Origin of the sequence: Spirosoma arboris (assembly GCF_009754945.1) — a bacterium.
Lineage (GTDB): Bacteria > Bacteroidota > Bacteroidia > Cytophagales > Spirosomataceae > Spirosoma > Spirosoma arboris.
This window is the reverse complement of sequence record NZ_WPIN01000001.1, coordinates 911,341-929,066: the sequence shown is the minus strand read 5'-3', so window position 1 is coordinate 929,066 and position 17,726 is coordinate 911,341. Positions and strand designations below refer to the sequence as shown.

Below are 17,726 nucleotides of genomic sequence, written 5' to 3'. Positions count from 1 at the left end.
AAACTTGACAATGTCAAAATCTAAACAATCCACCCGAGAACTCATTGTCAATAAGGCAATCGAAATGTACAATGCACATGGGGTGGAGTATGTCGGGGTACGCGAACTGGCAAAAGAATTGAATGTGAAGGGCGGTCATATCACCTATTATTTTCCGACCAAGAATGACTTGTTAGCCGAGCTGGCTCACCGATTAACTGTATCTAATGGTGAGTTATTAGATCAACCGAAAGAGTCTGGCCTATACGGTTTCCTGGACATGAATAGACGAATGTATTTCAATCAATATCAATACCGGGCGTTTTTCCTAAGTCTTCCGTTGTGGCTCAAGCAGGATATTGCCTTTGCGCACCAATACCAGCAGGGGCAAGCTTCAAGGCGACAATCCTTTACACATGAGCTGAACGGACTGGTAAGCGAAGGTTACCTATCGCCACTTTCAGAAGCGAAAATGGAGACACTGTTTGGCACATTAGCCGCCACTGCCCGACTATGGCTATGCGAGGCAACACTTGACGGGCTGATTGACGATGAAACTACAGCCGTGCATACCTACCTGCGCCGACTGGCCGGTCTACTGGAGCTAGTTGCCTCCGAAAAGGGAAAGACCGACATCGAAAAATTCCTCAGGGAGTTGACATAAAAAATGGGGCAAACCCGACTGGAATGCCAGCCCAGTGGAGTGCCAGCCCAGTAAAATGCCAGCTCAGTGGAATGCCAACGGTCCCACAAAGATTGCCTGAATCAGACAGGCAAATACACCCAGAAGGTAGCCCCTTCGCCAGGCGCGCTGGTGGCTGTGATTCCACCACCATGATTGTTCGCCACTTGTTGGCAGATGGCCAAGCCGACACCCGTACCAGCATATGTCTGCTTTCCGTGCAACCGCTGAAAGACCTGAAAAATGCGATCCACATACCGGGGATCAAAGCCAATTCCTTCATCGCGCACACTAATGCAGTGAAACTGAGTCGCGGAGCTAGTTGGCCTGACGGCCAGAGGCAATTCACTCCGGGTCAGAAGAGCACTTCGTACTTCCACTCGTGGCGGTTGATTGGGCTCACGAAATTTCAACGCATTCGAGAGTAGATTCTGAAACAGTTGACCTAGTTGAGACGCATCACCGGTTACGATTGGCAAGGCGTCAACTTCGACCCTAGCCTTTTCCTGACTAATTGTCCAGTCGAGCGTGGTTAGTACGTCGGCTATTACGGTAGCCAGAGAAACGGGGCCGAAATCCTGCTGTTGGGCAGATATCCGCGAATACGCCAGCAAATCCTTAATTAGCGTAGACATACGGGCACCTGCATGGCTGATGCGCTGAAGGTAGTCGTGACTGGTTGGGGTTAACTGATCATCCAATTGACTGGCCAACAGGGAACTGAACGATTGAATTTTACGCAGCGGCTCCTGCAAATCATGACTGGCTATGTAGGCAAACTGCTGTAAATTAGCGTTGGAGCGGTTCAATTCGTCAATCTTACTTTCGAGCTGACTTTGTAATTGCCGCACACGGGTAAAATCGGTAAAGTGGATAACTACCTCATCATCCAGCTTGACCGTGCTCATGACATTATACAGATCGAGCCCATCTTTGTCATAGTGAATGTCAAAGGTAAGTGGTTGGCCCGTTTTATAGGTTTCAACCGGGTTGGTAAAGCTCACCGTTTCGAAATAGCCAGGAAAAACCTCCCCTACCCGCTTGCCCTGCAATTGTTCTGGCGTGGTGTTGGCATAGGCAGCATAGGCCTGATTGGTGAGCTTAAAGCAAAAGTCAATGATCTCGCCGTTTTCAACAACGGGTTGAAGCACCTGCATAGGTTCTTTAAACGAATTGATGATGGTTTGTAGATACCAGTTTGCCTGCGCGACCTCCATCAACTGCACCTCTGGCGTGATATCTTCCACCGTATGAATAATATAGGCCAGTTGCCCATCACTATCGATAACCGGCTTATTAACTGGACGCCAGGTACGCTCCACCAATGCACCCGTCTGGGCATTAGGCCACTGGTGGAGCTGATCGGCCATAATGTGCGTCTGTTTTGTTCGGATGACCTGGATCAGCGATTGCTGGAGTCGTGGGGCAATGGCCGCATTGATCTCATCCTTAAAGAACAGTTCGAACACGCCATACCCGACCAAGCCCTCACGCTGAAGGCCAAAGGCGGTTAGGTAATCATCTGAGACGGCCACAATGGGAAACGTCAACTCATCGGGCAACAGGATTAGATGCTTACCGGGCATCGCATTAAGAAGTAGCGAATTGGTGGCCAATCGATCGCTACTGGTTACGGGTATATTCATAATCAAGTAACTTCACCTTCTTTAACGTTATTGATTAGGATTTATGGGCTAGTAGAGCGAATATCAATCGCTAAATAGGGAGCTAATTTATAGACAAATCAGTTCGTTCGTTAACTACTCTTATCGCTGCTTAATTTTCAGTTAGTTATTTACGAGGGTTAAAGGCTGCGTCCAAGTTCTCGCCCACTACGAACGATGGGCTTATACGCATCTTCGGTGCAGGATTCGCCGAAGCGATCCCCTGGATGAGTTAGATGAACATTTTTACCAAAATGTCTATTATTAATTATTCCTTGCTGGTCTGTTTCTACATCTGTTCATTTAACATCAATGCCTGGCTTCGACAAGCAAACGCTCATTGAGCGATTAGACATAAACTTTGCCTTACAAGCGACCGGTCTGGGCGTTTGGGAAGCAGACCTAAAAACCAACCAGATCATCTGGGATGACCGATGCCGGGAACTATTCGGTTTCGGCCAAGATAATACGCTGCCGTTTGAGCAGGTTATCCAGTATATTCATCCCGAGGATGTAAGCCGGGTCAGGGAGGCTATGCAGTGGGCGAAAAATCCTCAATCGACTGGGCAATACGATCAAACCTTCCGCACCCTAGGCGCCGACGACGGCCAGCGACGGTGGGTGCGCTTCTACGGCAGAGCTTACTTTTCAGAAACCGGTGACCTCTACCGCTTTGCAGGTGTGGCTCAGGAGGTACCCCCGCAGATACTGGACCACCAACGGGAGGAAAAAGTCCGTCAGGCTGCCCAGCGCCAGCAGCGGATTTATGAAGCCATTACAGCCAGTACGCCTGACCTGGTCTATGCCTTTGATCTGAACTATCGGTTTACTTACGCGAATCAGGCGCTGCTGAATATGTGGGGCAGTAGCTGGGAAGAATCGATCGGTAAAGGACTACTGGAAAATGGGTACGAACCCTGGCACGCTCAGATGCACGAACGGGAAATCGACCAGGTGGTAGCGACTAAACAACCCATTCGGGGCGAGGTATCCTTTCCGCATGCCACTCTGGGTAAACGCATGTACGACTACGTATTTGCCCCTATTTTCAATGAGAAGGGAGAGGTAGAAGCCATAGCTGGCACGACTCGGGACATTACCGATAGTAAGCAGGCTGAAGCTGCTTTACAGGTTAGTGAAGAGCGTTTCCGTTTGTTTGTGACGGCCAGTTCAGACGTGGTTTACACCATGAGTGCCGACTGGCGGCAAATGAATCAACTGGACGGAAAAACGTTTTTGATGGATACCCAGGAGCCCAGCCGCGACTGGCTGCTGAAATATATTCCGGCAGAGGACCAGATTCAGGTAGAAAAAGCCATCGAAGCAGCTATTTCGGGCAAACGGGTGTTCGAATTGGAACACCAGGTTATTCAGGCAGATGGAAGTGTGGGCTGGACCTTCTCGCGGGCTGTCCCCATTCTGGATGAGCAGGGCAATATCCAGGAATGGTTTGGTACGGCCAGCGACGTGACCGAACGGAAGAGTGCCGAAGAAGCCCTTCGCCAGAGCGAAGAACGCTACCGGCATCTGTCCGCTGAGCTGGAAGAGCGGGTAAAAGCCCGTACCCATGATTTAAGTCAGGCCAACGCGGATCTGAAACGATCTAATGATAATTTGCAAACCTTTGCCTACGTGGCCAGCCACGATTTGCAGGAGCCGTTGCGCAAAATTCAATCGTTCAGTACGCTACTCACGCAACAACTGGATGAGCACCTGAATGCAGCGACCAAAGATCACTTACAACGCATCACGGCTGCTGGCGCCCGTATGTCCACACTCATTAAAGCGCTGCTGACCTACTCACGCATAACGACCCGCCAACAGACCTTCAGACTCATTTCGCTTGAGTCCATTATAACTGAAGTACTCACCACACTGGATTGGGAGATTAGCCAATCGGGTGCAAAACTTAGCGTAGATACGCTGCCGGTGATCCGAGGAGACGAGTCACAACTGGGCCAGCTGTTTCAGAACTTACTAACGAATGCCATCAAGTTTGTGATCCCTGGCCAATCCCCTCAGATCCGTATTGCGTATTCCCAGCGATCACGGAGCGAGTTACCACCTGGCGTGAGGCCTGATGTAGTAGCCTCGCTGTATCATCAAATCAATGTAGAAGATAACGGGATCGGGTTTGATGAAAAGTATACGGATCGCATTTTCCAGGTGTTCCAGCGCCTTCATGGCAAGAACGAGTATGCAGGCACTGGCATAGGATTAGCGATTTGTCAGCGGGTGGTGGAAAACCACGGTGGGGCCATTACGGCAAGTAGCCAGCCTGGCCAGGGAGCTACGTTTAGTGTGTATCTTCCGGTTTAGTAATTGCCTACTTATTACCACGCCAGAGACTAATCCGTATCATCGCACACAGCCCCACTTTGGGATAATTCTTCACTGATTTCAAAGAGAAATTTGCGTAGCCAAATAACTACATGTATATTTGTAGTCAAATGACTACACAATGAATTTAAGACGAGACGTATTCCAGGCCATAGCAGATCCTACACGAAGGGCTATTCTTCTATTGGTTGCTTCGCAAGCCATGACTGCCGGAGCCATAGCCGCAAATTTTGACACAGCCAGACCGACCGTTTCAAAACACCTGCAAATTCTTACCGAGTGCGAATTGCTCGAACAGGCGCAAAACGGCAGAGAAATTTACTATCACATCAATGCAAAAAAAATGAAAGAAGTAGCCGACTTCATTGAGCCATTCCGCCAAATGTGGGATGATCGATTTACTAAACTGGAAACAATAATGAAACAATACAAAAGCAGCTAATGGAACGAAAAACAAAAATCAATGCCGAGGATGGCAAACAGGAATTAGTGATTACAAGGGAATTCGATTTGCCATTGGAATTACTGTTCAAAGCGTATGTGGAGCCCGACATTGTTGAGCAATGGATGGGAACGAAAGTGCTGAAACTTGACAGTAAAAAGCATGGTAGTTATCAATTTGAAACGACCGATCCAAAAGGAAATAAATACGGGTTCAATGGGATAATCCATGCGTTTAGCCCAAACCAAAAAATCACCCGGACATTTGAAATGGAGAATACTCCTTTTGGCGTCCAGCTTGAGCTCCTGGAATTTGAACAACTTACTGATGACACCAGCAAACTCACCATGCACGTAATCTATGAATCGGTTGCGCAACGAGACCAGGTGATGCAACTACCCTTTGCTCAGGGCATCAACATGGCGCATAATCGATTGCAAAACATTGTAGGTAAATTAAACTAACATGCTATGACAAAGAGAGATAAAATCATTTATTGGATTGCCACAATCTGGCTTGCCTTAGGGATGCTATCAACTGGGGCAGTGCAGTTAGTCAAAGAGAAAACAGGGTCGGGAGGAGTAGATAGTATTACCCATTTGGGCTATCCTGTGTATTTTCTAACCCTATTGGGTGTTTGTAAAATTCTGGGTGTTGTGGCCTTACTGATCCCAAAATTTCCTTTAGTAAAAGAATGGGCTTATGCCGGCTTTTTCTTTACCATGTCGGGAGCAATGTTTTCGCATATCGCACTGGGTGATCCTATAAACGAAACAGCTCCCTCGTTACTATTGCTAGTTCTGACCGTAGTATCATGGTATTTCAGACCTGCCGATCGGAAAATTAGTTTAGTCAATCAATAAATAAAGCGCATGAATCCGAGGGTTGATTTTTATTTTACTAAAGCTAAAAAGTGGCAGGAAGAATTAGGACAATTGAGAACGATCGTTCTTGACTGTCAGTTGACCGAAGAATTGAAATGGGGCTGTCCCTGTTATACGTTTGAGAAACATAACATAGTTCTACTCCATGTATTCAAAGAGTACTGTGCGCTTTTGTTTTTCAAAGGTGCCCTGTTAAAAGATCCCAACGGTATTCTAGTCCAGCAAACGGAGAATGTGCAGGCCGCGCGTCAGATTCGATTCACTACTATTCAGGAAATAATTGAGCTGAAATCCATCCTACAAGCCTACATCTATGAAGCCGTTGAGGTAGAAGAGGCCGGTTTGACAGTAGAGTTAAAAAAGACGGCTGAGTTCGCCATCCCGGAGGAATTTCAACAGAAATTAGACGAAACCCCTGCTTTGAAAACCGCTTTTGAGGCATTGACACCGGGCTGGCAAAGAGGATACCTGCTTCATTTTTCGGCACCCAAACAAGCTAAAACCCGAGTATCCAGGATTGAAAAAAGTATGCAGGATATTCTCGATGGAAAGGGATTAACTGATTAGCGCATTCGATGAGAACATAAAGCGATTTGCGTGTATTACACAGCGTTAGTCCCTCTTTTCGACACCCCGCAGAACCGAAAAAAGCATTTCAATTAATCTATAAAATCTGAACCACATGAATAGCGATAAAAAAGAACTGTCATCAGAACAACGTGAAGAACTGATCAGCGTATTAAAAGCCCGTTTTGAGAAAAACAAAAACCGCCATCATGACCTCGAATGGACTAACGTACAAGCAAAGCTGGCGTCTGCTACAGATAAACTATGGTCGCTCCATGAAATGGAAAGAACTGGCGGTGAACCGGATGTTGTTGGTCATGATCAAAAGACGGACGAATACATCTTTTATGATTGTTCAGCGGAAAGTCCCAAAGGTCGCCGAAGTGCCTGTTACGACCGTAAAGCGCTGGAATCCAGAAAAGAGCACAAACCAGAGAATAACGTTATTGATATGGCCGCTGCCATAGGCGTTGAACTTTTAACGGAAGAAGAATATCGAGCGTTACAGCAACTTGGAAATTTCGATACGAAAACATCGAGCTGGATAATAACTCCGGCTGATATCAGACAACTTGGCGGTGCCCTGTTTTGTGACCGTCGCTATAACACTGTCTTTGTGTATCATAACGGTGCCGATTCTTACTATGGCAACAGGGGGTTCCGTGGCTCACTACGAATCTAAATGTTGCTATATTCCACAGCTCATTCCGTTCGTAAGCTTTTGACAGGATTCATCAGGGCGGCTTTAATAGCCTGGTAGCTGACAGTTAATATAGCCACGCCTATAGCCAGACCACCAGCCACGGCAAAGACCCACCACTCCACGTTAATTTTGTAGGCAAAGTCGCCCAACCACTGGCTCATGGTGTATCTGGCAATAGGCGAAGCAATCACCAGGGCGATTAGAATTAGCCTGAGATAATTGGCTAGTAACAGCGTGACAATGCTCGTAACGGATGCCCCCAGCACTTTTCGAACGCCAATTTCCTTGGTGCGCTGATGGGTCGTTAAAGCCGCCAGTCCGAATAGGCCCAGACATGAAATCAACACGGCCAAACCAGCGAAAACACCAAATAGTTGACCAATCCGCTGTTCAGACTGGTACAGGGTATTGAATCGTTCGTTTAAAAATGAGTACACAAACGGGTTACCCGTCTCAGCCTTCCATCGCTTTTCGATGGTGGTTAGGAGCCTGGGCACATCGTCGGTCTGGATGCGTAAGGCCAGTTGCGAATTGTCTCCCCCATAGAACATGACTAACGGAGCAATGCGCTGGTGCATGGATTCGAAATGGAAGTCCTTCACCACACCAACGACCGTGTATGTGCGTTTGCTCCCTTCAGAACCGTCGCCGGTTATGGAAAGCTGTTGGCCAATAGGCGTCTTAAAGCCATACGCCCGAACGGCAGCTTCGTTAATCAGTACAGCCGAACTATCAGAGGGAAAAGCCTTCGAAAAGTTGCGCCCCAGTGCCAGACTCATTCCTAATGTAGGCAGGTAATCTTCGTCGACGAAATAGCTTTTTGTCAGTTGCATGCCTGTTCGCGATCCATTCCGAAACAGAATACCATCCTGACTCTGTTTAGATGCTCCGGCGGGTAAAAAACCGGCCAGAACTACCCGATTGACGGATGACAACTTAGCCAGTTCGACTTTAAAGGCATTTAATTTAGCGCCCAGCACTTGCGTATCGTGTAAAACCAGTACCTGCTCTTTGTCGAAACCAACCTTCTTGTTTTGCATGAACCGTAACTGCTGGTTAGCAACGATCGTAGCGATAATGATACCGATCGACACAACAAACTGGCCTGTCACTAAGGTATTCCGTAACCAACCGCTCCGTAAGCTGGCTTGACCCTTGCCATTAAGAACCGTAATGGGTTTGAACGAAGACAACACAAAAGCCGGGTAGCTACCAGCCAGCAGGCCGATCACCAGGCAGGCCCCTAACGTACCGGAGAGCATCCGCCAGTTAGCAATTTCACCGGGGGTAAACTGTTTCCCGGACAATGCATTAAAGCCAGGCAATAGCAGGAAGACGAGCCCCAGCGCCAAACCTAGTGCCAGAAAGGTTAAAAGAATAGATTCTGTCAGAAACTGGCTGACCAACTGCGTTTTAACGGAGCCCATTACTTTTCGAACGCCTACCTCTTTGGCGCGCCCTGCTGATCCGGCAGTAGATAGGTTCATGAAATTGATACAGGCAAGCAGCAGGATAAACAGTGCAATCACCGAAAAAATATATACGTATTTGATATCGCCGTTGGCCTCCATCTCATCATCCAAATCGGAATGTAAATGAATAGCGGTAACTGGCTGGAAGCCAAAACCGATTCGATTGCCTTTTTGCAGGAATTCAGGCAGGGTAATTCCCAGAAACTCCTTGATTTCCGAGGTCATGTACTTACTAATAAACCCTTTGCTTTGGGCTTCTACCTGCTGAATTGAGTAGCCATCCCGAAGCAATAGGTAGACGTAAGCCCCGCTGGCTAGCCATTTGGTGCCCTGGTTAACCGACCGGAACGAGCCAAACATGTCGTAATGAAAGTGCGTGTTAGAAGGAACATCGGCACAGACGCCGGTCACCCGAAAAACGCCCAGATTACCCATCGAGAGCGTTTTCCCGATGGGATCTGCCGAGCCAAAATACTTCCGGGCAGTTGTTTGTGTGAGAACCAGCGTCTTAGGCTCAATGAGTACACTTGCCTTGTAGCCTTTTAGCAAGGGAATCGAAAAAAACGAGAAGAAGTTAGAATCAACAAAGGCCACATTTTCTTCTTTAAAGGTTTCCTGACCGTTTTTAACCAGCATCGCCCCGTCATCGCGCAGACGGGTAACAGCCTCCACACCAGGGCAATCATGCAATAGAGCTTGCCCGGCCGGTTCGCTTGTATAGGCAAAATTGTATTCTTTTTCGCCCATCCGATTATATAGGGTCATTCGATACATTCGGTCAGCGTTGGCGTAGTAGCGATCGTAGCTCAGTTCGTGTAGCACGAAAAGGACAATGAGCAGGCAGGTTGCCAGCCCCACGGCTAAGCCAATAATGTTGATAGCTGTAAACGCCTTGTGTCGCCACAGGTTCCGAAAAGCGATGGTCAGGTAGTTCGAGAGCATGTCAGTAAACAGGGGATTAGGATACTCGCTGTAATGGCTGGACTGGAACGTTTGTCGTTTGATAAAGAAGGGCGTTAAGCAATGCAGCACGGCCCAGACATAGGCACATCGGGCACGGGCCAGTCCCACCTGACCAACCTGCTTATGAAAGTCTTCATGTAAGTCACCCTGCACATACTCCAGCAGATGAGGGGCGACAAACCATTCTAATAGTCGGTCAGCCCAGCGAGGTGGTAGCGATTTAGGTTGCTTTTCCATGGTAGGTTTAGAGGAGAGTATCGGACAAGCCCAGTAGCTGAAGCTTACCCTGGGGAATGGCCTGCCAAATCCGGGTGCGCATCTGTTGACTATCTAACAAAGCCTGACCGCCAGCCTCTGTTAGGGCAAATAGGCGTTTACGCCTTCCTCCTCGTTCAGCAGTTGCCCCACCCACCGACGACGACAGAAAGCCTTTTTCTTCGAGTCTGTAGAGAGTTGTATGCACCGCACTGACGGTGAAACTTCGCCCAGTTTGCCGTTGGAGCTGCTCCATAACCGGTACTCCATAGACATCCTCAGTGCTAGCAGCAACAACCAGTAGCACCAATTCTTCCAACTCTCCCAGTACGGTCTTTTTCATGAATAAGCAAGCGAATCGATTAGATACAATATCTTAAATCAAATCCTGTGCCAGACATAAAAAATAGCTTTCAGCGCATTTATAGCCATAAATAGGAAGGTAACGCTGTCCAGAAACGGACGAATTATTGTCCATGATTGGACAGTAATTAATAAACATATAGATCGTTCATTACTGGAGTTAATTCCCTGTTAGGGAGGTCATAACTACACAGTCCATCAGGGCAACCAAAGCCATGCGGCTTCATTAGAAATCCACTTGAAACATGTGCCGACGCATGGCCCCTGTGTAGTCATACTCCACTCGCATTCCATACTGACTGGCAATTTCTTTCACCAGCGCTAAGCCCAGACCGGTCGACTGAGGTAGCGCCTGATTCCGGACAAATCGTTGAAAGAGCTGTTCCTGAGGGAAAGGCAAGGGGTCGCCTTCATTGGTGATAATAAAACTAGTTAATCCTACCTGCACAAAAATCGAACTGTTCGGGCTCCCGTGGCGAACGGCATTTTTGATCAAATTCGCAAAGAGGACTTCGGCTAACTGTCGGTTCATGGGTCGGCAAACGCCTTCTTTAATCATTCGATTGAAGGTGATGCCGTTGTGAGTTATATAGTCCATGTAATTATCAAGTACCTGATTAACCACCTGCCCAATGTCCACCGATTCACTATGGGTGAACTGATGGTTATCAATTTTAGCCAGCAGCAAAAGGGACTGGTTCATGGCCGATAGGCGCTTAATCGATTGCTGCGACCGCTGAATTCGCTCCAGATCAGCTTCGTCCAGATGATCTGACTGCTGCAGGAGGTCTAGCTCAAAAGACAACACACTCAATGGCGTTTGCATTTCGTGCGAGGCATTATCGGTAAACTGCTTTTGCTGAGCGTATTGATGGCGAGTTCGGTGACTCATTTCATCGAGTGACTGGCTCAATAATCGAAATTCGTCTACGTTGCTGACTGGAAAGACGGTTTCTTCTGGTCCGTCGACCCTATACTGTTGAAGCTGTCGGATGATCGCGTAAAAGGGCTGCCAGATTTGTCGGGATACGATTACATCTGCCAGCAAGAGCAAGGCCACAACCACCAGAAAACAAACAATAACCCCAATAGATAATGCACTGGCGATTTCGTCAAATTCCAGATACGATTGCTGAAGCGTTATCACAAAGTGTCGATTGCCTACCGTATAGCCGGTTCGTAGCATCCGAACGGCAACCTGTTCGTGTTCGCGAAAATCCAGCGTTGTCGAATCCCTGAAAGCTAGCCTATCAGATACAGGTGTCGTTACCAGCGCGAGCTGGAGGTTATGGTCCCAGCTATGGAGGTCGGTAGACGCGGGCGGATGCTGTCGAAGTTGATCTTTTACCAGTATCAGTTCACTAAGGAGTAGCTCGTCAATTTCATGCAACACCTCCCGATGAATGTAGTAATTCAGCAGAAAAACGCCCGCTAGTGCAATGGGAAATGCTGCGATCAGCAGATACAGTGCCGTTTTATGCAGTAGTTTCATTAGTTTCTGAGAAGATATACCCAGCTCCGTAGCGCGTAGTTATGTAATCCGGACTACCGGCGTCGAGAAGTTTCCTGCGCAGATTCCGCATATGAGTATACAGGAAATCGTGCGAGTCGATGCCATCCATATAATCACCCCAGACGTGTTCGACAATGACGGATTTAGATAAGAGTCGACCTTTGTTGGTCGTCAGAAACAAGAGCAGTTCATATTCTTTGACGGTCATTTCCACAGGCTCATGGTTAACCAGTACCTGTTTGCGAGCCGGCACAATCGTAATAGCACCAAATGTGAGCTGCATTTCACCCTCATGCTGGCGTCGACGCATCAACGACCGGATGCGGGCGTTCAATTCGGGCAGGTGAAAGGGCTTGGTCAGGTAATCATCGGCGCCTAATTCTAAACCTGTCAGCTTATCATCCAATGAGTTTTTGGCCGATACAATGATAATTCCTGCCTGCGAGTGTGCTTCCTTCAACTCCTTCACCACCGATAACCCATTACCATCGGGTAGCGTTATATCGACCACAATACAGTCGTAGTCATAATCATGCACTTTCTCCGAGGCTTTGTGGTAGCTGTTGGCCGTTGACACAGTGTATTTTTCACCTTCTAAATAGTGTCGCATAGCCACTAATAAGGACGGTTCATCTTCAATCAGCAGAATTTTCATGGTGCTTCACCTGACATATTTCCCCAAAGTACTGAGTCAAAACTGAATACATTTTGAAGTTGGTCACTCGATCTGACCAAAGTTGGCGTTCTGCCCAACTACAGATTCTCTTTAGGTTTCTCTCTTTATTTTACGCTGCCCGTATCAGCCTTACCAACCCACCCTTTGGGCCGCCAGTACGTACTGAGTAAATAGAACCTTGCATTATTCCCTATGAGTCGACCCCAACACAGGGCATCCTTACTTTACTTTTGGCTGTTAATCAGCTGGTTAACACTAGGCACAGCTATTGGGCAACCACTAAACGGCATGCCTTTCCGGGCGCAATGGGACAGTATTCCAGCCCAGCCCATTACGTTCCGCTGGGTTGCACCAACAGCGCTCATATCCATTGGGTTAGCCTTGTCGCCAGATTATCCGAATAGTCATTTCGACCGATTTTATATCAGAAGTGAGATTCAGGATAAAATTCATATTCGCACCAAAGTAGACGACTATCTACAATATGGCCCTGCAGCAGCCTGGGCTGGTTTAAGTCTGGCGGGCCTGAAAGGGCGCTCCCAACCGCTTGATCGGGCTTTTATCGGCTTGTTAGCCTATGGTATCAGTACAGGTGTAGTTCTGGGACTGAAACATACTACCAACGAACTTCGTCCCGACGGCTCTAATTACTTATCGTTTCCATCGGGTCATACAGCCAATGCTTTTACCGGGGCAGCTTTGCTGGATCGGGAGTTTAGTGGCGTTAGCGCCTGGATTCCTATTGGTGGCTATGCAATGGCTACCACAACAGGAGCCTTACGGATGATCAATGACAAGCATTGGGTATCGGATGTGCTGGTTGGAGCAGGTATCGGACTACTTTCTACGGAAGTGGCCTATCATGTCTATCCGTGGCTGAAGCGAAAATTCAGTCGGCATAAACCGGCTTTACCCTAAAAAATCAGTTATAAAAAATTCCGGTAGCTCTTGGATATTCGTAATCCTTGCATAACTTTGAATTTCAAAGCACTTTGAAATGAAAGAAGAGCAGGATTATATGCGGCATATTACTGAGATACGCTCAATGATGGAGCGTTCTTCGAAATTTCTGTCGCTTTCTGGTTGGGCAGGTATCATGGCAGGCATTTACGCATTGACAGGAGCTTATATTGCCTACACCTTTTTAGATTTCAATCCTGACAATGTTGTTTACAGCACCGCAAAAACAGGCAGTTTATCGTCTAGTTTGCCGAAGGTTATTTTTTTAGCTATAGTACTATTAATACTGGCGATAGGCACTGCTATTTTTCTTTCCTACAAAAAGGCTGCGAAAAGGGGCGAAAAACTTTGGAATGCTATTGCTAAACGGCTTCTAATTAATATGGCAGTTCCACTAATTGTAGGTGGACTTTTAGTACTCATTTTGATCGCCAAAGGATTAATAGGTCTTGTTGCCCCATTTACATTATTATTTTATGGCTTAGCCTTGTATAATGCCAGCAACTTCACTTACGAAGAAGTAAAAAGTTTTGGTCTTATTGAAATAGGGCTAGGTTTGATTAGTGCCTACTTTGTTGAATATGGATTAATATGCTGGGCTCTAGGTTTTGGGGTAGTTCATATTATTTATGGCATTTATATGCATTACCGATACGAAAGGTGAAAATATCAATTGAGGGATTAAATAAAGCATTTGAAAGTAGGATCAAGCTCGGCATCATGTCGGTGCTGGCGGTTAATCATATGCTTGACTTTAATGCACTGAAAGAATACCTTGATGTGACGGATGGTAACCTGGCAAGCCATATAAAGGCGTTAGAAAAAGAAGAGTTTATTGGTGTCGAAAAAACATTTGTCGATAGAAAATCCAACACCAAATATTTTATGACTAAAGAGGGCAAAAAAGCGTTCGATGAGCATCTAAAAGCATTGGAAAAACTGATTAAAGGAATTTCTGAATAGCTTATTACCTCCTAGGATAAAGACAGTTACTATTTTTTTTACATATCAACTTTGAATCTCAAAGTACTTTACAAGATTCTTTAAGATCACTTTTAACTTTTAAAACTAATTTAACATGACACAGAGAGATGAATTAACTACGCAATCGATTCATTCATTTTCATTAGGTAAACGAATGTTAGTGAGCGCAGGAATGATTGGCCGGTACGTTGTGGCATTAAACGCCCTGAATGATCAGAATTGACCGTTTTAACTCAAAAATTTAACTATATAAACTCATGAAAGAGGAAATACTCACCCACCTAAACGATCCCGGACAACTCGAAAAAATGTACCGAACAAACAAGGTGCCTTTCAAGCGAGAATTCAGTACACTATATCCGGAACTCAAAGGCAATATACTCGCGGATTTCTGGCATGAGCGACTGGCTTATGAAAATGATGAGATTAACTGGGGTACAAACAGAGAATTACTGTTTGTGATAATTGCTTCTGTACTGGCAGGTAGTATTGCAAAACTGCCCTCATTTTTGTCTATAAACGTCGACTTTTTCTATCCCAGAAATATTGGTTTTATCATTTTTCCGGTGCTATCGGCTTACTTCGCCTGGAAGAATAAATTATCAATCGGAAAAAATATTTTCATTAGTGGTGCAATTCTCGTAGGGTTAATTTTTATCAACTCCCTGCCCGATGTTAAGCAAAGCGACACATTAATTTTATCGTGTGTTCATTTAATTTTATTTCTATGGTCGATATTAGGTTTTGCATTTGTTGGCGAGAAGGGTAATAACGAGGAGAAGCGACTTAATTATTTAAAGTATAACGGTGACCTCGTGGTTATGACAACACTCATCCTGATAGCAGGCGGAATTATGACGGGTGTAACTATTAATTTATTCGATTTGATCGGTTTAAAGATTGAAAAGTTTTATTCTCAAAATATTATTGTATTTGGCCTTCCAGCCGCGCCAATTATCGGCACCTACCTCACCCAAACTAATCCTCATTTAGTTGGTAAAGTTTCTCCAGTAATTGCTAAAATATTCAGTCCGCTGGTATTGGTAATGCTGGTGATTTATCTCGTAGCCATCGTTTATTCAGGAAAAGACCCTTATAACGACCGGGAATTTTTATTGCTTTTCAATGGCTTATTGATTGGTGTTATGGCTATTATCTTCTTTTCTATTGCCGAAACAGCTAAAGCGACTAAAAGCCAAGCGGAAATTTGGGTACTTTTTCTGTTATCTGTTGTGACCGTAGTTGTTAATGGCATTGCGCTGTCTGCCATTTTGTTTCGGATTTCAGAATGGGGAATTACCCCCAACAGAACCGCGGTGCTGGGTAGCAATGCCTTAATTTTAATAAATCTGCTCTTAGTAACTGTGCAACTTTTCGGGGTTCTCTCCAGGAAGGCTAATTTAACCAAAGTTAGAAAAGTGATTGCTTCCTATCTGCCTATTTATTGCTTATGGGCTCTGATTGTCACCTTTCTATTTCCGTTATTATTTGGATTTAAATAAGGATAAGAATGTTTTCGTAAAGGATTCACGGGAAATGATTCATGTATCACACTAAAAATAGGCACGTTTTCGAGCGAAATAAGGAAGGGCAAATAGACTCAACCTATAAATTTGTTCTATGATAGAAATCGAAAAGGAAGAGTTGCCTTATGAACGAGTACTGTTTTTTAGCGATGCCATCGTCGCTATTGCCATAACATTGCTTGCTTTGGAATTAAAGATTGACATTCCAGAAGGGCAAAAAATCAACTTTGCCGATTTGATAAAACCCTGGCATCAATATCTTGCCTTTATACTTTCATTCATCAACATTTCCGGTTTCTGGAATACGCATCATCAGTTATTTATTTACATAAAAAAGATGGATGAGCGGTTGAAATGGTGTAATATGCTATGGTTGTTTTTCATCGTTATTCTCCCCTTTTCAACAAGTGTATTGAGTGATCATTTTAATGATAAGGCAGCCGTCTTTCTTTATGCGCTTAATATTTTTCTGATTTCCGTTTGTCAAAATTTTTTATGGGATTATTCGGTGTTGGATAGCTTTGTCGATAACCAGACTATTGACTCAGAACATCAAAAGCGATACCGGATCATGTTCAATCTGGATATGCTGAATGGACTGGTTTCGATAGTGGTTTCCTTCTTTGCCCCTGTTACCGCTTTTGTATTGTTGTTTTTCAAAATCCCTCTTATGCTGTTTGTCTATTTTTATATTGCTTCTATCAGAAGAAAGCAGCATGGAAGTGAACTACCTCGTTAAGGTGTATAAGGCTTACCGACGACTAACTTGTCACCCGAAAAGTCCACTTCGAATAAATGAGGAACCCGAACATTACGACCATTACTACTCCTATGACTGTGCAGGGACATTAACCATTTGCCATCCAGTGTTCGGAACAGCATACCATGACCATAGTTTGGGGGCGTTATAGGATCGCTTTCCTGTATCCAGGGACCATCCAGTGTACCACTTTTCGAATAGGCAACCCCTTGTGTATAAACATCATACACCCAACTAGTCCAGATCATGCCAAGTCTGCCGGTTCCTGTACGGAATAAATACGGCCCATCGGTCACTTTATTAGGCCCAACCTTATCGTTCACTTTCTCCCGACTCCATGGACTTTCGCTGGCCCGAAAGAGCAGTTTCCCTTCGCCAATCGAGCCGCTCAAATCAGGCTTCAGTTCTACTTTTTCAATGGTTCCATTCAGGTTTTGCAGCCATTCGTAACAATAAACCATATAGGGCTTTCCATCTTTATCCACCCAAAATGTGCCGTCTAAGGTGGGCTTGTCTGCGGGCAGATAGAGCGAATCCTTCATGGGAACATAAGGTCCCTCGGGATTATCGCTGACTAAAACATGACTGGCACGGCGTTCGATAACATTCTCGCCAACCGTATCAATCTTCACTGCCCTGTTGGTGAAGGTGGCAAAATAGTAGTATTTGCCTTTGTATGGGTGGAGTTCGGCAGCCCAAATCATTGGGTTCTTTCCCATCCAGGATGCAGGATCAGTCTTAGCTATGGAGACCGGACCAGTCCATTTTTTCAGGTCGTTGCTTTTCCACAACATGCCCCCGGTACCCGTCATATAGTAGGCTGATGTCTTTTTATCCGCCAAAATAAACGGGTCGCTCAGGCGAATAGAATCCAGGGGAATATCTTGTCTTAGTACTGGTACTCGGTTTTGAGAAAAAACCGAGGTCAGGCTACCTGCAAGCAATGCGGCTAGTAATAATGCTTTATTAATCATTGTATGATGCTATACTATT

At 45.7% G+C, this 17,726-nt stretch carries 19 protein-coding genes; 13 read left to right on the top strand and 6 right to left on the bottom strand.

Annotated elements, in window-relative coordinates:
- The first annotated feature begins 10 nt into the window (after positions 1-10).
- A complete protein-coding gene (locus tag GO755_RS03735; protein WP_157583205.1) occupies positions 11-643 on the top strand; it encodes a TetR/AcrR family transcriptional regulator in 633 nt (210 codons plus the stop codon).
- Between the two features lie 101 nt (positions 644-744).
- Here GO755_RS03735 and GO755_RS03730 read toward each other — a convergent pair whose 3' ends face one another.
- Entirely contained in the window at positions 745-2,307 is a 1,563-nt protein-coding gene (locus GO755_RS03730; RefSeq protein WP_157583204.1) for a sensor histidine kinase, read from the bottom strand.
- A 330-nt stretch (positions 2,308-2,637) separates the two neighbouring features.
- Between GO755_RS03730 and GO755_RS03725 the strand changes: the two genes are divergently transcribed.
- The 6 genes from GO755_RS03725 to GO755_RS03700 all read left to right on the top strand — a co-directional run bounded on the left by GO755_RS03725 (position 2,638) and on the right by GO755_RS03700 (position 7,240).
- Complete coding sequence (locus GO755_RS03725; RefSeq protein ID WP_157583203.1) at positions 2,638-4,644, top strand: sensor histidine kinase; 2,007 nt, start codon at positions 2,638-2,640, stop codon at positions 4,642-4,644.
- 142 nt (positions 4,645-4,786) lie between these two features.
- The gene (locus tag GO755_RS03720) at positions 4,787-5,107 is read left to right on the top strand and encodes an ArsR/SmtB family transcription factor (RefSeq protein WP_157583202.1); all 321 of its coding nucleotides are present in this window, start codon (positions 4,787-4,789) and stop codon (positions 5,105-5,107) included.
- The gene (locus GO755_RS03715) at positions 5,107-5,571 is read left to right on the top strand and encodes an SRPBCC family protein (protein ID WP_157583201.1); all 465 of its coding nucleotides are present in this window, start codon (positions 5,107-5,109) and stop codon (positions 5,569-5,571) included. Before GO755_RS03720 ends, GO755_RS03715 begins: the two co-directional genes overlap by 1 nt.
- Before the next feature lie 6 nt (positions 5,572-5,577).
- Complete coding sequence (locus tag GO755_RS03710; RefSeq protein WP_157583200.1) at positions 5,578-5,970, top strand: DoxX family protein; 393 nt, start codon at positions 5,578-5,580, stop codon at positions 5,968-5,970.
- 9 nt (positions 5,971-5,979) lie between these two features.
- Complete coding sequence (locus GO755_RS03705; protein WP_157583199.1) at positions 5,980-6,558, top strand: YdeI/OmpD-associated family protein; 579 nt, start codon at positions 5,980-5,982, stop codon at positions 6,556-6,558.
- 115 nt (positions 6,559-6,673) lie between these two features.
- Positions 6,674-7,240, top strand: coding sequence for a DUF4256 domain-containing protein (locus GO755_RS03700; RefSeq protein WP_157583198.1), 567 nt, complete (start codon positions 6,674-6,676; stop codon positions 7,238-7,240).
- Positions 7,241-7,260: 20 nt separating this feature from the next.
- Here the strand turns inward: GO755_RS03700 and GO755_RS03695 are convergent, their stop codons facing one another.
- The 4 genes from GO755_RS03695 to GO755_RS03680 form a co-directional block, all read right to left on the bottom strand.
- Entirely contained in the window at positions 7,261-9,933 is a 2,673-nt protein-coding gene (locus GO755_RS03695; protein ID WP_157583197.1) for an ABC transporter permease, read from the bottom strand.
- Between the two features lie 7 nt (positions 9,934-9,940).
- Entirely contained in the window at positions 9,941-10,294 is a 354-nt protein-coding gene (locus GO755_RS03690) for a PadR family transcriptional regulator (RefSeq protein WP_157583196.1), read from the bottom strand.
- Positions 10,295-10,540: 246 nt separating this feature from the next.
- Positions 10,541-11,806 (bottom strand): sensor histidine kinase, encoded by a 1,266-nt coding sequence (locus tag GO755_RS03685; protein WP_157583195.1) that lies wholly within the window; start codon positions 11,804-11,806, stop codon positions 10,541-10,543.
- The gene (locus GO755_RS03680; RefSeq protein ID WP_157583194.1) at positions 11,790-12,482 is read right to left on the bottom strand and encodes a response regulator transcription factor; all 693 of its coding nucleotides are present in this window, start codon (positions 12,480-12,482) and stop codon (positions 11,790-11,792) included. The genes GO755_RS03685 and GO755_RS03680 overlap by 17 nt, the downstream gene beginning before the upstream one ends.
- A gap of 213 nt (positions 12,483-12,695) precedes the next feature.
- Between GO755_RS03680 and GO755_RS03675 the strand changes: the two genes are divergently transcribed.
- From GO755_RS03675 to GO755_RS03655, 6 genes are all read left to right on the top strand, one after another.
- Positions 12,696-13,421, top strand: coding sequence for a phosphatase PAP2 family protein (locus tag GO755_RS03675; RefSeq protein WP_157583193.1), 726 nt, complete (start codon positions 12,696-12,698; stop codon positions 13,419-13,421).
- Positions 13,422-13,500: 79 nt separating this feature from the next.
- Entirely contained in the window at positions 13,501-14,127 is a 627-nt protein-coding gene (locus GO755_RS03670) for a hypothetical protein (RefSeq protein WP_157583192.1), read from the top strand.
- On the top strand, positions 14,124-14,426 hold the full coding sequence (locus GO755_RS03665) for a winged helix-turn-helix domain-containing protein (RefSeq protein ID WP_317165785.1): 303 nt from the start codon (positions 14,124-14,126) through the stop codon (positions 14,424-14,426). The genes GO755_RS03670 and GO755_RS03665 overlap by 4 nt, the downstream gene beginning before the upstream one ends.
- 115 nt (positions 14,427-14,541) lie before the next feature.
- Positions 14,542-14,670 carry a hypothetical protein gene (locus GO755_RS41770; RefSeq protein ID WP_262886977.1) on the top strand — a complete coding sequence of 43 codons (129 nt, stop codon included), beginning with the start codon at positions 14,542-14,544 and terminating at the stop codon, positions 14,668-14,670.
- Between the two features lie 34 nt (positions 14,671-14,704).
- Positions 14,705-15,949 (top strand): hypothetical protein, encoded by a 1,245-nt coding sequence (locus GO755_RS03660; protein ID WP_157583191.1) that lies wholly within the window; start codon positions 14,705-14,707, stop codon positions 15,947-15,949.
- A 118-nt stretch (positions 15,950-16,067) separates the two neighbouring features.
- On the top strand, positions 16,068-16,712 hold the full coding sequence (locus GO755_RS03655) for a TMEM175 family protein (RefSeq protein ID WP_157583190.1): 645 nt from the start codon (positions 16,068-16,070) through the stop codon (positions 16,710-16,712).
- Here GO755_RS03655 and GO755_RS03650 read toward each other — a convergent pair.
- Entirely contained in the window at positions 16,709-17,707 is a 999-nt protein-coding gene (locus GO755_RS03650) for a glycoside hydrolase family 43 protein (protein WP_157583189.1), read from the bottom strand. The two genes, GO755_RS03655 and GO755_RS03650, sit on opposite strands and share 4 nt — an antisense overlap.
- Between the last annotated feature and the right edge of the window lie 19 nt (positions 17,708-17,726).

Coding starts and splice junctions, on each gene's coding strand:
- GO755_RS03735 (WP_157583205.1), top strand. CDS start 11: ATGTCAAAATCTAAACAATCCACCCGAGAACTCATTGTCAATAAGGCA.
- GO755_RS03730 (WP_157583204.1), bottom strand. CDS start 2,307: ATGAATATACCCGTAACCAGTAGCGATCGATTGGCCACCAATTCGCTA.
- GO755_RS03725 (WP_157583203.1), top strand. CDS start 2,638: ATGCCTGGCTTCGACAAGCAAACGCTCATTGAGCGATTAGACATAAAC.
- GO755_RS03720 (WP_157583202.1), top strand. CDS start 4,787: ATGAATTTAAGACGAGACGTATTCCAGGCCATAGCAGATCCTACACGA.
- GO755_RS03715 (WP_157583201.1), top strand. CDS start 5,107: ATGGAACGAAAAACAAAAATCAATGCCGAGGATGGCAAACAGGAATTA.
- GO755_RS03710 (WP_157583200.1), top strand. CDS start 5,578: ATGACAAAGAGAGATAAAATCATTTATTGGATTGCCACAATCTGGCTT.
- GO755_RS03705 (WP_157583199.1), top strand. CDS start 5,980: ATGAATCCGAGGGTTGATTTTTATTTTACTAAAGCTAAAAAGTGGCAG.
- GO755_RS03700 (WP_157583198.1), top strand. CDS start 6,674: ATGAATAGCGATAAAAAAGAACTGTCATCAGAACAACGTGAAGAACTG.
- GO755_RS03695 (WP_157583197.1), bottom strand. CDS start 9,933: ATGGAAAAGCAACCTAAATCGCTACCACCTCGCTGGGCTGACCGACTA.
- GO755_RS03690 (WP_157583196.1), bottom strand. CDS start 10,294: ATGAAAAAGACCGTACTGGGAGAGTTGGAAGAATTGGTGCTACTGGTT.
- GO755_RS03685 (WP_157583195.1), bottom strand. CDS start 11,806: ATGAAACTACTGCATAAAACGGCACTGTATCTGCTGATCGCAGCATTT.
- GO755_RS03680 (WP_157583194.1), bottom strand. CDS start 12,482: ATGAAAATTCTGCTGATTGAAGATGAACCGTCCTTATTAGTGGCTATG.
- GO755_RS03675 (WP_157583193.1), top strand. CDS start 12,696: ATGAGTCGACCCCAACACAGGGCATCCTTACTTTACTTTTGGCTGTTA.
- GO755_RS03670 (WP_157583192.1), top strand. CDS start 13,501: ATGAAAGAAGAGCAGGATTATATGCGGCATATTACTGAGATACGCTCA.
- GO755_RS41770 (WP_262886977.1), top strand. CDS start 14,542: ATGACACAGAGAGATGAATTAACTACGCAATCGATTCATTCATTTTCA.
- GO755_RS03660 (WP_157583191.1), top strand. CDS start 14,705: ATGAAAGAGGAAATACTCACCCACCTAAACGATCCCGGACAACTCGAA.
- GO755_RS03655 (WP_157583190.1), top strand. CDS start 16,068: ATGATAGAAATCGAAAAGGAAGAGTTGCCTTATGAACGAGTACTGTTT.
- GO755_RS03650 (WP_157583189.1), bottom strand. CDS start 17,707: ATGATTAATAAAGCATTATTACTAGCCGCATTGCTTGCAGGTAGCCTG.